Consider the following 13,643-nt stretch of genomic DNA (forward strand, 5'->3'; position numbering starts at 1 on the left):
AATCGTGGGAGGGTTGACATGTGGGTACGCCAACGTTCGTTCGAAAGCTCGGTCGTCCCAAGCCCCGTGATGTCATAGCCGGACTGGTCACGGGCCTGTTCTCCATACCCGAGGGCATGGCCTACGCCAGTATCGGCGGGTTCAACCCGGTCACCGGCATCTACGCCGGCGTCATGCCGGGCATCATTGGGTCGCTGTTCGCCCGCACGGTGTTGATGGTGACCACCCTGACCAGCGCAATCGCGCTGACATCACGCAGTGTGCTCAAGGAAGCCGGTCTCGATCCGGCGGACCCGGCAAATGTCGCCGCGCTGGCCCTTGTGGTCGGTGTGGTGATGCTGCTGTTCGGTCTGCTGCGGTTCGGCTCGATCATGAACTTCGTCTCCAACGCCGTGATGACCGGCTTCTCCACCGGCATCGCCCTGCAGATCGTGGCCGGCGTCCTCGGCGACGCGACGGGTTACAAACCGCAGAGCGGCAACACGATTGGCAAATTCATCGACTCCCTCGCCCATATCGGGCTATGGCACCCGGCCGCCGTCGCGGTAGCGCTGGGCACGGTCGCGGTGTGGGCGGTGTTCCACTTCATCAAGCCACTCGAATCATTCGCGACGTTGCTCGCCCTCGTGGTGGTGACCGCGGTGGTGGCGGTGGCGCACATCGACGTCGAAACTGTGGGCGACATCGCGTCGATCGCGAATGCGCTTCCACCGGTGACGGTTCCGAACTTTGCCGCGATGCCCGAGCTGATCGTCGGCGGCGTCGCGGTGGCACTCGTCGCGCTGGCTCAGGCCGCGGGAATCTCTGCCGCCGTACCGAATCCGGACGGCAGCCGCACCAACATGAATGGTGATTTCCTGGCCCAGGGTGCGGCAAACGTGGCAGGTGGCCTGTTCGGTGCGCTGCCGGCGGGCGGCTCGCTCTCGCGCACGGGGGTGGCCACCTCGGCCGGTGCCCAGACTCGGTGGGCCGGAATCTTCGCCGGGCTCTGGCTGGCCGTGCTGGTGCTGGTCGCGGGCTCGGCCGCGGAGATCATCCCGATGCCCGTGATCGGCGGGCTGATCCTGGTGATCGGGGCCGAACTCGTCGTCGGCCGGCTGCCCGACATCAAGCTGGTGCTGCGGGTCGCGCCGTTGTCGGCCGTCGCGATGCTGGTCACCTTTGCCGCCACCACCCAACTGCCCCTGCACACCGCGATCGTCATCGGCGTGATCACCTCACTCGTGCTCTACTGCGCCAAGGCTGCCGAGGCCGCGCAACTGATGGCGCTGACCCCGACGTCCGATGGCGGCTGGCAGGAGGCGCCCGTGCCCGAGCGGTGCGCCAGCAACGACGTCACCGTGCTGCACTACGCCGGCGTGGGGCTGTTCGCCGAGGTGGCCCGGATCGACGAGACCTGGCCGCGGGCCGAAGGCACCACCAATGCCGTGGTGGTGCTGAGCCTGCGGGCGCTGCCCGACGTGCCGTCCTCGGTGACCATCAAGGCGCTGCGCCGCTGGGCCGGCCAACTGACCGCCAACAACGGCAGGCTGATCATCGCCGGGGTCAACCCCGGGACCGCGGAGGTGCTGCTGCGCGGTGGGCTCGATGACCTGCTGGGCGCCGACGGCGTGGTCCCGGCATCCGACCGGATCTTCGGCGCGCTCGACGTGGCGGTCGAACGGGGCCGCGCCTGGGTGGCCGCTCAGGGCGGCGAACCGGGGGATTCGCCGCAGCGTGATTCGAACTAGCTGCAGAGCTCGTCGGCCGCAGCCCGCGCCGCCACGATGACGGCAGCCTGACGCCCCGGCTCCAGCTGGGCCCATGCCACGTTGTACGTGCCCGGCCCGGGTGCCGCGTCGGGAGCCTGCACGCTCGCCAGGTACGGCTCGATCTGGGCCTTGAGGTCACCACCCTTGGCCTGCATCCAGATCTTCGCGGCGTGACAGGCCTGGAAATACTCCTCCTCGGTGGACTGCGCGTCGGCGCCGACGGCCGTCGTGACCCCGCCGGGCGAGGTCGCCACCTCACCGGGCTTGGCCGTCGGGGTGGCCGCCTCGGCGGTCGTCGTCGCCTGCGGAGCAGGTGCCGTGGATGCCCCGGACTGGTCCTTGCCGGCATCCGTCGAGCATCCGATCAGCAGGCCCAGCCCGGCGGCTGTGGCGGTCAAGCGTGTGGTCCACGTGTAACGGCGCATCCCGCCAATCTATGCAACACTGGCGGCCGTGACGGAACGGACCGGATTCCAGGAGTGTTGTCGGGCTCGCTAGCGCGCCCGTCTGCCCTGTTCCCGTCGTTCCTGGAGCTTCACTGATGCTGTCCACGCTCGCACCCGTCCCTGCCGTCTCGGCGCCCACCCGGCTGCGACTGCCCGATCTGCTGCACGCCACCGACCGCGCCGCTGACGACGTGTTGTCCGGCCGCTACGACCGGCTGCTGAGGGGGCTGCCGAAGGATGACCGGTGGTACACCCGGCTGTCCGGTGACGACGAAGTCGAGGTCTGGCTGATCAGCTGGGTGCCCGACAAGTCGACCGAACTGCACGACCACGGCGGCTCGCTCGGCGCGCTGACCGTGGTGTCCGGCTCACTGCGCGAAACCCGTTGGGACGGCGAGCTGCTGAGGCAGCGACGGCTCACGGAGGGCGATCAGGCGGCCTTCCCGCTGGGTTGGGTTCACGATGTCGTCCATGCCTCCGGACCGGTGACGGTGACCGGGCCCACGCTCAGCGTGCACGCCTACTCGCCGCCGCTGACCGCGATGTCCTACTACGAGGTGACACCGCAGAACACGTTGCGGCGCAACCGCACCGAGCTCACCGACGCACCGGAGGGATAGCGATGAGCCGCATCGACACCGTGCTGGAGCAGGCCCGCGCCCGGCTGCACCGGCTGCCCGCCGCAGACCTGCCCGAGGCGCTGGATTCCGGCGCCGTGCTGGTCGACATCCGGCCCGCCGCTCAACGCGCCGCCGAAGGCTCGGTGCCCGGCGCGCTGGTCATCGAGCGCAACGTGCTGGAGTGGCGCTGCGATCCGACCAGCGACGCACGGATTCCGCAGGCCGTCGACGACGACGTCTACTGGGTGATCCTGTGCTCGGAGGGCTACACCTCGAGCCTGGCCGCCGCCTCGCTGATCGACCTTGGGCTGCACCGGTCGACCGATGTCGTCGGCGGCTACCACGCACTGGTGGCCGCCGGTCAGGTCTGATCAGGACGCCACTCAGGCGTTTTCGTTGTTGTTCAGCAGCGGACGGAGTTTCGCGGTCATCTCCGGCGTCCAACCCGGCGGCTGCAGGATCGCCGCCCAGGCATCGGCCACATTCTGGACGTAAACGTGCCCATGTCCGTCGGGCACGTCGACGGCAACGGCCATGTCCGCGGACACCTGCAGGAACGTCACGATCGGGATCCACTCCATGCGGCGGGACACGTCGTACCCACGGGGCTCACGCAGCCAGTCCGGCTTGGCGAACAGCAGGTCGGGAGTCCACCACGAGATCGGGTCCGACGCGTGCTGCAGGTACACCGCGCGGGGGTGGCCCCATTGCGCTTCTGGCCGGTCCAGATTCTCGGCCTTCGCGACGAACCTGACGTTCTCGCCGTTGTCGTAGATCGGTAGCCACTCCGGTGAACCGGCGTCGCGGTCACGGGTGAGCGTCGTCCAGATGGTGTTCTTGAACGTCGGGCCCGAGAACAGCGCGCCGTCGGTGCGGGCGACGAGATTGTTCAGCGACAGGAACGGCGCCTCGCCGCCGAACGAGCCAAGGCTTTCCCCGAACACCACCAGCTTGGGCCGCTGGGGCTCAGGCATCGCCCGCACCAACGCGTCGACCGCCTCGAACAACGCCTGCCCGGCCTGCCGCGCGTTCTCCTGGTCGACCAGGAACGACAACCAGCTCGGCAGGAACGAGTACTGCATCGACACGATCGCGGTGTTGCCGTTGTACATGTATTCCAGGGCCGAGGCCTCGGCCTCGTTGATCCAGCCCGTGCCCGTCGTGGTGGCCACCGCGACCACAGCGCGGTTCAGCCCGCCGGTGCGCTGTAATTCCCTGGCCGCCAACGCCGCCGTCGCCTTGATGCCGTCGGCGGAGTGCAGGCCGGCGTAGGCGCGGATCGGTTCGACCGCGGGCTTGCCGCTGAACCGCGAAAGTTGTTGCACGGTAGGGCCGGCCGACACGAACACCCGGCCCTGATGGCCCAGCGATTCCCAGTCCGCCAGCGACTGCGGGCCACCCGAGCGCAGGGGCGTCATCGGCGCGGGAAAGTCGGGATCGCTCTCGTCGTTGACCGCCGCGAACGTCCGGTTGATGGTGTCCATCGCCACCCGGACCACCACCCCGTTGAGCAACGCGATGCTCAACGCCAGCAGCAATGCCACCACCACAACGGCCGAAACCCGTGGCGGCAGAAAGCGATCGAACTTGAGATCCAGGAACCGCACCAGCTTGCGGATCAGCTGGCCCAGCTCGACGAACGCGAACAACACCACCAGCGACAGCACCGCCGTCAACGGGTGGTCCCAGAACTTCAGCCGGGGCACACCCATGAAGTCACGGATCTCGTCCTGCCACACATGGAAGTAGACGATCATCAGGACCTGGCCGACGATGCCGACGGCCAGCAGGGACAACCACGCCCACTTCGGCGCCCGCGGGCTGGTTTCCGCCGAACGCATGTAGCGGACCAGCCACACCCCGAACACGCCGAGCCCGTAGCCGGTCGCGCCCGCCGCGCCGCTGACCAGGCCCTGGAACAGCGGGCCGCGGGGCAGCAGCGACGGCGTCAGCGAGAACCAGACGAACACCAGACCCACCGCGGTGCCGAAGAACGTGTAATGACGCGCCCACCAGACAGGTTTGTCCACGTCACCTGACTGGACTTCGGGTGCGTCGGCCTCGGGTTCGGCGGTGTCGGTCACCCGTCAGACCTTAGCGATGGGTGAAGTTTGCGGCGCGCTTCTCGGTGAACGCCGCCATGCCTTCCTTCTGGTCGGCGGTGGCGAATGCCGAGTGGAACAGCCGGCGCTCGTAGAGCAGTCCCTCGGCCAGGCTCGACTCGAAGGCGCGGTTGACCGCTTCCTTGGCCATCCGGGAGGCCGACAGCGACATCCCGGCGATGGTCTCGGCCACCGCCAGGGCCTCGTCGATCAGCGAGTCCGCAGGCACCAGGCGGGAAACCAGGCCGGCCCGCTCGGCCTCGACGGCGTCGATGGTGCGGCCGGTCAGGATCAGATCCATCGCCTTGGCCTTGCCGATCGCCCGCGTCAGCCGCTGGCTGCCACCCATGCCCGGCAGCACGCCCAGCTTGATCTCGGGCTGACCGAACTTCGCCGAATCCGCGGCGATCAGGATGTCGCACATCATCGCCAGCTCGCAGCCGCCGCCGAGTGCGTAACCGGCGACCGCGGCGATGGTCGGGGTGCGGGTGGCCGCGAACTTCGACCACAGCTCGAAGAAATCGGCCGAGTACACGTCGGCGAAGGACAGATCGGCCATCTCCTTGATGTCCGCGCCCGCGGCGAAGGCCTTCTCGTTTCCGGTGACGATGATCGCGCCGATGCCGGGATCGTTGTCGAGTTCGGCTGCGGCCGTGGTCACTTCGGTCATGACCTGGCTGTTGAGCGCGTTCAGCGCCTTGGGCCGGTTCAGTTTGATGGTGGCGACCCGGTCGGTGCGGGTCACCAGGATCGTCTCGAACTCACTCATTTGGTCTCCTCCTGGAAGGTCAGATCGGGTTCTGCCGGAACGAAGTACGCCTCGATGTCGGCCGGGGTGACCGCGGAGAGCGAGGCGGGGGACCACTGCGGGTTGCGGTCCTTGTCGACGAGCTGGGCCCGGATGCCCTCGACGAAATCGTGGGATTTCACCGATGCGCACGAGGTCCGGTACTCCTGCTGCAGCACGTCTTCCAGTGTGTCCAGCTTGGCCGCCCGGCGCACCGCTTCCAGCGTGACGGACAGGGCGATGGGGGAGCGGGTGGCGATGAGCTTCGCGGCATCTTGCGCGGCGGAGGCATCGTGGCCGCCGAGCGCGGCGAGGATGTCGTCGACGGTGTCGCCCGCGTAGCACTCGTCGATCCAGTCGCGCTGTTCGAGCAGTGGGCTGGCGGGCGGATCGATGGCGTGGGTGGCCAGGGCGTTCTCGACCCCGTCGGCGATGACGGACTCGGTGAACGCGGCCAACTTGTCGTGGGGCACATAGTGATCAGCGAAACCCATGGCGATCGCGTCGGCCCCGGAGAACGGCGCACCGGTGAGCGCGGCGTGCAATCCCAGTCGGCCGGGCGCCCGCGACAACAGGTAGGTGCCGCCGACATCGGGGATGAAGCCGATGCCGACCTCGGGCATCGCCATCTTGGTGGTGTCGGTGGCGATCCGGACGCTGCCGTGCGACGCCACGCCCACGCCACCGCCCATCACGATGCCGTCCATCAGCGCCACGTAGGGCTTGGGGTAGCTGCCGATGTAGGCGTTGAGCAGGTATTCGTCGTACCAGAACCGGCGCGCGTCGGCGCCGCCCTCGCGAGCGCTGTGATACAGCGCGACGACGTCACCGCCCGCGCACAGGCCGCGTTCGCCAGAACCGGTCAGCAGCACGGTGTGAACGGACTCGTCGTTCTCCCAGGCGTGCAGGGCCTCGGAGATGCCCGCGACCATCGCATCGTTGAGCGAGTTGATCGCCTTGGGCCGGTTCAGCGTGAGGATTCCGACGCCGTTGCGGACACTTACTAGGACGTCCTCGTTTTCTGTCACGAGTTGCAATCTAGTTCGGGCACCCAGGGAGCGTGCGCTACGGGTAGGGTTTGCCTCAAGATCAAACCTGGCAGTTTCCTGGGAGTCATTTCGCCTCCACGGGAACCCGCCCGGAACATTGATCGTTGAGCTAGTAGTTCGTTACCGAACATCTCATAGGAGAGGAACCCGACGGTGCGCGAAACCAGCAACCCGGTATTCCGCAGCCTGCCGAAGACGCAGGGCGGATACGCACAATTCGGTACCGGAGCCGCAGGCTTCGGTGCACAGCAGGTGCATGCGCAGCCCTACGCGCAGGAGTACCTGGAGCAGCCGCAGACCGGCGTCTCCCGGCCGCTGACCATCGATGACGTCGTCACCAAGACCGGCATCACGCTGGCCGTCGTCTCGGCCGTCGCTGTCGTGTCCTACTTCCTCGTGGCCGGAAACACGGCCCTGATGATGCCGTTCACCCTCATCGGCGGCCTCGGCGGCCTGGTGATGGTGCTGATCGCGACCTTTGGCCGCAAGCAGGACAACCCGGCCATCGTGCTGACCTACGCGGCGCTCGAAGGCCTGTTCCTCGGCGCAGCGTCGTTCCTGTTCGCCAACCTGGTGTCCAGCGGTGGGCCCACCATGATCTTCCAGGCCGTGGTGGCCTCGATCGGTGTGTTCATCGGCATGCTCGTGGTCTACAAGACCGGCGCCATCCGTGTGACGCCCAAGTTCACCCGGATGATCGTCGCCGCGATGTTCGGCGTACTCGCGTTGGTTCTGGTGAACTTCGTGCTCGCGATGTTCGGTGTCGGCGGCGGTGAGGGCCTGGGCCTGCGTTCCGGCGGCGGCCTGTCCATCGCGTTCTCGCTGTTCGTCATCGCCCTGGCGGCGTTCAGCTTCCTGATCGACTTCGACGCGGCCGACCAGATGATCCGCGCCGGTGCTCCGGAGAAGGCGGCGTGGGGCATCGCCCTTGGCCTGACCGTGACCCTGGTCTGGCTGTACATCGAGATCCTCCGGTTGCTGTCGTACTTCAACAACGATTAGCAACCCTGCCCCGAGAAAGGCGTCCGCGATTGCGGGCGCCTTTTTCTTTTGGGTTTCGCGTTGGGCGGGCGGCGAGTCTGCGCTGAGGGCCGCGAGCCTGCGCTGAGGGACGCGAAATCGCGCCAACTTCCGCGCCGTCCTGCCCGACGTCTATGTGGCCCTGGATTTCAGCCCGGGCCTGGTTGACCGGGCCAGGGCAGCGTGGCTGTGGTCGCACCGCCAGGGGGTGCTGGCGGGTATCACCGCGGCGGCGCTGCACGGAGCCAAATGGGTGGACGAGTGTGCTCCGATCCAGTTGATCTGGACCAACGCCAGGAGCCCCCGTGGTGTGCGGACGTCCGCAATGAACTTGCCGCCGAACGAGACCGGACAGGCCTGCGAGTTGCCGGTGACAACGCCGGCGCGGACTGCGTTCGACATCGGCCGCACCCCTGGCATCGGTCGTGCGGTGGCGCGGCTCGACTCCCTCGCCAGGGCAACGGATTTGAAGGCTCGCGATGTCGAAGAAGTGGCCGCGCAGCACCGCGGAGCCCGCGGACTGCGCCAACTGGAGCGAGTGCTGCCGATGGTCGATGCCGGGTCGCAATCCCCGAAGGAAACCTGGCTGCGCCTGCTCCTGATCAACGACGGGCTACCGCGTCCGCAGACGCAGATCCCGGTGGTGGGGGCGAAGGGTTGTCCGTTCGCCTACCTAGACCTGGGTTGGCCCCAATGGATGGTCGCGGTGGAGTACGACGGCGACCAACATCGCAGTGACCGTGCGCAATACGTCAAGGACATCCGCCGAACAGCCGAGCTGGAGCGGATGGGCTGGATCATCGTCAGGGTGGTGGCCGAGGACCGGCCGGCGGAGGTCCTGCGAAGAGTTCGCGCAGCAATTGCCAGCAGACAATCGACGCTGTGCTGAGGGCAACGAGTCTGCGTACAGATCGCGAAAACGCGTGAATCGCGATCTGTACGCAGACTCGGCAAAAGCCAATTAGCTCAGGCGCTCCACAACCATCGCCATACCCTGGCCGCCACCGACACACATCGACTCGATGCCGAAGGTCTTGTCGTAGGTGGAGAGGTTGTTCAGCAGCGTGGCGGTGATGCGGGCACCGGTCATGCCGAACGGGTGGCCCAGGGCGATCGCGCCGCCGGACACGTTCAGCTTGTCCTCGTCGATGCCGAGTTCCCGAGCCGAGCCGAGCACCTGCACCGCGAATGCCTCGTTGATCTCGACCAGATCGATATCGGAGATCTTCTTGCCTGCCTTGGCGAGCGCCTTCTTGATGGCCTCGATCGGGCCCAGGCCCATGATCTCCGGCGACAGGCCGGACACCCCGGTGGACACGATGCGGGCCAGCGGGGTCAGCCCCAGTTCCTTGGCCTTGGTGTCGCTCATGATGACGACGGCGGCGGCGCCGTCGTTCAGCGGACACGCGTTACCCGCGGTGATGGTGCCGTTGGGCCGGAACACCGGCTTGAGCTGGCTGATCTTCTCGTAGGTGGTGCCGGCGCGCGGGCCGTCATCGGTGGAGACCACGGTGCCGTCGGGCAGCGTCACGGGAACGATCTCGCGCTCGAAGAAGCCGTTCTTGATGGCCTCCTCCGCACGGTTCTGCGACCGCACGCCCCAGTGATCCTGGTCCTCCCGGCTGATACCGGTGTAGGTGGCGACGTTCTCGGCGGTCTGACCCATGGCGATGTAGACGTCCGGGATGAGGCCGTCCTCGCGCGGGTCGTGCCACTTGATGTCGCCCTCGGCCTGCGTGATCGTGCGGGCCTGCGCCTCTTCGAACAGCGCGTTCTTCGAGTTCGGTGCACCGTCGGCGGCGCCGACGCCGAAGCGCGACACAGTCTCGACGCCCGCGGAGATGAACACGTCACCCTCGCCGGCCTTGATGGCGTGGAAGGCCATCCGAGTGGTCTGCAGCGACGACGAGCAGTACCGGTTCACGGTGGTGCCGGGCAGGAAGTCGTAGCCGAGTTCGACGGCCACGGCACGGGCGATGTTGTAGCCGGCCTCACCGGCGGGCTGGGCGCAGCCCATCATCAGGTCGTCGATGTCCTTGGGATCCAGCGACGGCACCTTGTCCAACACGGCGCGCACCATCTGCGCGGCCAGGTCGTCGGGACGCATGGTGGCCAGTGAGCCCTTGACGGCCCGGCCGATCGGCGAGCGGGCGGTGGCAACGATGACGGCTTCAGGCATGACGGCTCCTGCTGATCGAATGGCTTGAAAACTCAGGTTGAAACTAGCCCGCGTGCACCACGATGGGTGCGGGCACCCCGGTGGAGCGGCGCCACAGCCTGCTGACACCGCCCAGACGGGTCAGCAGTGTGCTGGTGTCGGCGGCCCCGGATTCCAGCGCCGCGTCCCCGTCCCATTCGCCGAGCGCGGTGCACAGCGCGGGCAGCAACTGCTTGGCCGCCAGCGCGTAGCCGGCCGCCGACGGATGGAACATGTCCTCGGAGAACAGCAGGTCAGGGGCCTTGTGAAAGTCCCGGGCCAGCAGATCCGAGAACGGCACGGGTATGCCTCCGGCCGCGCGAACGGCACCGGCCTGGGCGCGGGCCAGGCGCAGGCCGAGGTTGCGTGCGACGGTGCGCAACGGCTGGGGGATGGCGGTGATCACGCCGAAGTCGGGGCAGGTGCCGACCACGACGACGGCGCCCGCCGAGCGCAGCCGACGCACCGCGTCGCCGACGCGGCGGGCCGACGGGCCGATGCCGTTGGGCTTGGTGATGTCGTTGGCGCCGATCATGATCACGGCCGCATCCGGCGGTGGGCCCGCCACGAACATGGCATCGATCTGACCGGACAGGCCCTTGGAGGTGGCACCCACAATCGCCTTGGTGCTCAAGCGGACTCGCTTGTCGAACTGCTCGGCCACGCCCCTGGCGATCAGGACTCCCGGTACCTCGTCGGGCACACGGCAGCCGTATCCGGTGGCCGTGGAGTCGCCGAAGATCATCAGGTGGATGTCGAACGGGACGCCGCGTTCCCACTTCTCGACGGGCCCGCCGCCGGGGAGATACACCCCGTCAGCACGGGGCGGGATGTCCCAGGACTTGGGAATGACCTGCCTGGCCTTGTTCGCCTGCCCGCTCAGCAGGTTGCGCGCTCCGAGGTAGACCGATCCCGTAGACGCCAGCGTCGCCGCAGCGGCGAGGGCGATGGTCGACCGGCGCGGGACGCGCACGTGAGGAGCACTTCGGCTGGAACCCACGAGATCAGTCTAAGTGGATCAGACGGGTTGTCAGCGTGGCGGCGCAGCGTGGCGATCACGGTGCTGTATCAAGTCCGGTATCAATTCAGTTTATTTGACTGTTGAACTGTTTACGGATGTCAAGCTAAGTTACCCGGGTTGTCTGAGTGACGAAGCTCACCTAGCACTACAAAGACGTAGGAAGTGGTGACGATGACTGCACCGAGCAAGGTATCCAGGTCGCATCATGCTGGCGTAATCCCAGCTAGGGCCTACCGCGGGCGTCGGTTTCCGGTCAGTGACGGCGCACCCGTCGAGGTGGTCGAGGACGGGCCGAGTCTGGCGGGCCGATTGGTTTCGCTGGCGGCGATGCTGACAATCAAGCCGACCTTGGCAATTGGTAGCCATGTACCGCATCTGCCGTGGCCGTTCGGGCTGGTCAATTTCGCCGCTCGGCTGATCCGCCCGGCACCCGGGACCATCAAGGCCACCATCGCGCTGCCCCACTGCAACGCACAGCTCGTGCGGGCCGACGGCGTCCTTCCCGCCGACGGGAAACGCAGCGTCATCCTGTACCTGCACGGCGGTGCGTTCCTGGCCTGCGGGGCCAACACACACTCCGGGATCGTCACGGCGCTGTCCGAATACGCCGACAGCCCGGTGCTCGTGGTCGATTACCGGATGGTGCCCAAGCACTCGGTGGGCACCGCGATCGACGACTGTTACGACGCCTACCGCTGGCTACGGCTGACCGGCTACCAGCCGGACCAGATCGTCCTGGCCGGCGACTCGGCGGGCGGCTACCTGTCGCTGGCACTGGCCGAGCGCCTGGTCGACGAGGGCGAGATGCCCGCCGCGTTGGTGACGATGTCGCCGCTGTTCGAGATCGACAACGAGTCCCGGGCCAACCACCCGAACATGCACACCGACGCGATGTTCCCGCCCAAGGCGTTCGATGCCCTCGTCGAGCTCATCGAGCGTGCGGCCGCCCGCAAGGGCGAAGACGTCTACGAGCCCCTCGACCACATCGAGTCCGGTCTGCCGCGCACGCTGATCCACGCGTCGGGCTCGGAGGTTCTGCTCAGCGATGCGCGTAAAGCCGCGCACATGCTGGCGGCCGCCGGGGTTCCCGTCGAGCTCCGGATCTGGCCCGGTCAGATGCACGTATTCCAGCTCGCGTCACCGATGGTGTCCGAAGCGAAGCGCTCGTTGCGGCAGATCGGTGAGTACATTCGCGAGGCCACCTGGTGAGCTTTCGGCGGGCCTGAGACCATTGACGTATGCGCATCGCCAGGCACATCAGTGAGCTCATCGGCAATACCCCGCTGGTACAGCTGAACTCAGTTGTCCCCGAAGGGTCCGGCAGGGTCCTGGCCAAGATCGAGTACCTGAACCCCGGCGGCAGCGCCAAGGACCGCATCGCGGCCAAGATGATCGACGCCGCCGAGGCCAGCGGTGAACTCAAGCCCGGCGGCACCATCGTCGAACCGACGTCCGGCAACACCGGCGTCGGCCTGGCTCTGGTCGCTCAGACGCGCGGTTACAAGTGCATCTTCGTCTGCCCCGACAAGGTCAGCGAGGACAAGCAGAATGTGTTGCGTGCCTACGGTGCCGAGGTCGTGGTGTGCCCGACGGCAGTGCCGCCGGACCACCCGGACAGCTACTACAGCGTCTCCAACCGCCTCGTCGAGGAGATCGACGGCGCCTGGAAGCCGGATCAGTACTCCAACCCGATGGGGCCGGAGAGCCACTACGAGACCACGGGCCCCGAGATCTGGGCGGACACCGAGGGGACGGTGACGCACTTCGTTGCCGGCGTGGGCACCGGCGGCACCATCACCGGCACCGGCCGTTACCTCAAAGAGGTGTCGGACGGGAAGGTGAAGATCATCGGCGCCGACCCGGAAGGCTCGGTGTACTCCGGCGGGACCGGCCGCCCCTACCTGGTGGAAGGCGTCGGCGAGGACTTCTGGCCGTCGGCCTACGACCCGTCGGTTCCCGACGAGATCATCGCCGTCTCCGACGCCGATTCGTTCGACATGACCCGGCGGCTGGCGCGCGAGGAGGCGCTGCTGGTCGGTGGATCCTGCGGCATGGCGGTGGTGGCCGCGCTCGAGGTCGCCCAGAAGGCCGGCCCGGATTCGGTCGTCGTGGTGTTGTTGCCCGACGGCGGGCGCGGTTATCTCTCAAAGATTTTCAACGACGCATGGATGTCGTCCTACGGATTCCTGCGCAACCGGCTCGACGGGTCGATCGAGCAGTCGACCGTCGGCGACGTGATGCGCGGCAAGTCCGGCGCGCTGCCCGACCTGGTGCACACCCACCCGTCGGAGACGGTGCGCGACGCGATCGGCATCCTCCGCGAATACGGCGTGTCCCAGATGCCGGTGGTCGGGGCCGAGCCTCCGGTGATGGCGGGCGAGGTCGCGGGCAGCGTGTCCGAGCGCGAACTGCTGTCCGCGGTCTTCGAGGGCCGGGCAAAGCTGGCCGATGCGGTCGCCGACCACATGAGCCCGCCGTTGCCGCTGATCGGTGCTGGGGAACTGGTCTCCACGGCGGCCAAGACGCTGCGGGAGTCCGACGCGGTGATGGTTGTCGAGGACGGCAAGCCCGTCGGCGTTCTCACCCGTCACGACCTGCTCGGCTTCCTGTCCGAGGGCGGCGTCCGGCACTAGACACGTCGGGGCATCGC

Annotated in this window: 13 protein-coding genes; 7 read left to right on the forward strand and 6 right to left on the reverse strand. The window is 67.5% G+C overall.

Translation table 11 applies throughout. From position 1 onward, the window contains the following. Nucleotides 1-20: 20 nt before the first annotated feature. Nucleotides 21-1,730, forward strand: coding sequence for a SulP family inorganic anion transporter (locus G6N57_RS13250; RefSeq protein ID WP_077742906.1), 1,710 nt, complete (start codon nt 21-23; stop codon nt 1,728-1,730). Here G6N57_RS13250 and lpqV read toward each other — a convergent pair. Then, nucleotides 1,727-2,176 (reverse strand): lipoprotein LpqV, encoded by a 450-nt coding sequence (gene lpqV, locus G6N57_RS13255; protein ID WP_077742907.1) that lies wholly within the window; start codon nt 2,174-2,176, stop codon nt 1,727-1,729. The two genes, G6N57_RS13250 and lpqV, sit on opposite strands and share 4 nt — an antisense overlap. Before the next feature lie 116 nt (nt 2,177-2,292). Here lpqV and G6N57_RS13260 point away from each other — a divergent pair, with 116 nt between their 5' ends. Further along, nucleotides 2,293-2,817 (forward strand): cysteine dioxygenase, encoded by a 525-nt coding sequence (locus G6N57_RS13260; protein WP_097926490.1) that lies wholly within the window; start codon nt 2,293-2,295, stop codon nt 2,815-2,817. A gap of 2 nt (nt 2,818-2,819) precedes the next feature. Further along, entirely contained in the window at nt 2,820-3,188 is a 369-nt protein-coding gene (locus G6N57_RS13265; protein ID WP_065509986.1) for a rhodanese-like domain-containing protein, read from the forward strand. A gap of 12 nt (nt 3,189-3,200) precedes the next feature. Here G6N57_RS13265 and G6N57_RS13270 read toward each other — a convergent pair whose 3' ends face one another. The 3 genes from G6N57_RS13270 to G6N57_RS13280 are packed head-to-tail and all read right to left on the reverse strand — an operon-like array spanning nt 3,201 to nt 6,734. Next, entirely contained in the window at nt 3,201-4,901 is a 1,701-nt protein-coding gene (locus tag G6N57_RS13270) for an alpha/beta hydrolase (RefSeq protein WP_077742909.1), read from the reverse strand. Nucleotides 4,902-4,911: 10 nt separating this feature from the next. After that, on the reverse strand, nt 4,912-5,688 hold the full coding sequence (locus tag G6N57_RS13275; RefSeq protein ID WP_077742910.1) for an enoyl-CoA hydratase: 777 nt from the start codon (nt 5,686-5,688) through the stop codon (nt 4,912-4,914). Further along, nucleotides 5,685-6,734 carry an enoyl-CoA hydratase/isomerase family protein gene (locus tag G6N57_RS13280; RefSeq protein ID WP_077742911.1) on the reverse strand — a complete coding sequence of 350 codons (1,050 nt, stop codon included), beginning with the start codon at nt 6,732-6,734 and terminating at the stop codon, nt 5,685-5,687. Before G6N57_RS13280 ends, G6N57_RS13275 begins: the two co-directional genes overlap by 4 nt. Before the next feature lie 174 nt (nt 6,735-6,908). On the opposite strand from G6N57_RS13280, the gene G6N57_RS13285 reads away from it, so the two are divergent. Continuing rightward, the gene (locus G6N57_RS13285) at nt 6,909-7,757 is read left to right on the forward strand and encodes a Bax inhibitor-1/YccA family protein (RefSeq protein WP_077742912.1); all 849 of its coding nucleotides are present in this window, start codon (nt 6,909-6,911) and stop codon (nt 7,755-7,757) included. 154 nt (nt 7,758-7,911) lie between these two features. After that, nucleotides 7,912-8,664, forward strand: coding sequence for a DUF559 domain-containing protein (locus G6N57_RS13290; RefSeq protein ID WP_234815883.1), 753 nt, complete (start codon nt 7,912-7,914; stop codon nt 8,662-8,664). 72 nt (nt 8,665-8,736) lie between these two features. Here G6N57_RS13290 and G6N57_RS13295 read toward each other — a convergent pair whose 3' ends face one another. Further along, nucleotides 8,737-9,954: an acetyl-CoA C-acetyltransferase gene (locus G6N57_RS13295; RefSeq protein WP_077742913.1), complete on the reverse strand. Its 1,218-nt coding sequence runs from the start codon at nt 9,952-9,954 to the stop codon at nt 8,737-8,739. A 43-nt stretch (nt 9,955-9,997) separates the two neighbouring features. Next, the gene (locus tag G6N57_RS13300) at nt 9,998-10,972 is read right to left on the reverse strand and encodes an SGNH/GDSL hydrolase family protein (RefSeq protein ID WP_407665970.1); all 975 of its coding nucleotides are present in this window, start codon (nt 10,970-10,972) and stop codon (nt 9,998-10,000) included. 192 nt (nt 10,973-11,164) lie between these two features. Here G6N57_RS13300 and G6N57_RS13305 point away from each other — a divergent pair, with 192 nt between their 5' ends. Beyond that, nucleotides 11,165-12,202 carry an alpha/beta hydrolase gene (locus G6N57_RS13305; protein ID WP_077743251.1) on the forward strand — a complete coding sequence of 346 codons (1,038 nt, stop codon included), beginning with the start codon at nt 11,165-11,167 and terminating at the stop codon, nt 12,200-12,202. A 29-nt stretch (nt 12,203-12,231) separates the two neighbouring features. Then, nucleotides 12,232-13,626, forward strand: coding sequence for a cystathionine beta-synthase (locus G6N57_RS13310; RefSeq protein ID WP_077742914.1), 1,395 nt, complete (start codon nt 12,232-12,234; stop codon nt 13,624-13,626). Nucleotides 13,627-13,643 lie beyond the last annotated feature (17 nt).

It is taken from the genome of Mycolicibacterium boenickei, assembly GCF_010731295.1.
GTDB classification, from domain to species: domain Bacteria; phylum Actinomycetota; class Actinomycetes; order Mycobacteriales; family Mycobacteriaceae; genus Mycobacterium; species Mycobacterium boenickei.

Coding starts and splice junctions, on each gene's coding strand:
- lpqV (WP_077742907.1), bottom strand. CDS start 2,176: ATGCGCCGTTACACGTGGACCACACGCTTGACCGCCACAGCCGCCGGG.
- G6N57_RS13260 (WP_097926490.1), top strand. CDS start 2,293: ATGCTGTCCACGCTCGCACCCGTCCCTGCCGTCTCGGCGCCCACCCGG.
- G6N57_RS13265 (WP_065509986.1), top strand. CDS start 2,820: ATGAGCCGCATCGACACCGTGCTGGAGCAGGCCCGCGCCCGGCTGCAC.
- G6N57_RS13275 (WP_077742910.1), bottom strand. CDS start 5,688: ATGAGTGAGTTCGAGACGATCCTGGTGACCCGCACCGACCGGGTCGCC.
- G6N57_RS13295 (WP_077742913.1), bottom strand. CDS start 9,954: ATGCCTGAAGCCGTCATCGTTGCCACCGCCCGCTCGCCGATCGGCCGG.
- G6N57_RS13305 (WP_077743251.1), top strand. CDS start 11,165: ATGACTGCACCGAGCAAGGTATCCAGGTCGCATCATGCTGGCGTAATC.
- G6N57_RS13310 (WP_077742914.1), top strand. CDS start 12,232: ATGCGCATCGCCAGGCACATCAGTGAGCTCATCGGCAATACCCCGCTG.